Source organism: Pseudomonas sp. BP01, assembly GCF_022760795.1.
Lineage (GTDB): Bacteria > Pseudomonadota > Gammaproteobacteria > Pseudomonadales > Pseudomonadaceae > Aquipseudomonas > Aquipseudomonas putida_Q.
In genome coordinates, this window is record NZ_JAFBKA010000122.1 from 1 (window position 1) to 292 (window position 292).

1 protein-coding gene is annotated in these 292 nt (G+C 62.0%); it reads right to left on the reverse strand.

Annotated features, from left to right (window positions below):
* The coding region (locus tag JOY50_RS28755) for an immunoglobulin-like domain-containing protein (RefSeq protein WP_243056201.1) at positions 1-292 on the reverse strand (292 nt) is incomplete at both ends.

Genomic DNA, 292 nt, shown 5'->3' on the forward strand with positions numbered 1-292 from the left:
GTCGGTTTGACGTTTTCCGCCACCGACGTCTGGTCGGCGGTGATGGTGACCTTGACCAGGTCGCCTTCATTGCCCGGGGTGCCTGGCTCATCGGTGACCTGGGTGCTGACCGGGGTCTTGTCCAGGTTCAGGTTTTCGAATTTCCACGCATCCGCCCCACTGACCGCGTCGATGGCGTTGACCACCGGCTGGTTAGTCCCGACATAGACGTTATCCGGCGCGGTTGCAGTGGCCGAGCCAGTGGTGCTGTTGGCGGCCACAACGACTGTCGTGCCATCGGTCAGCTTGAAGT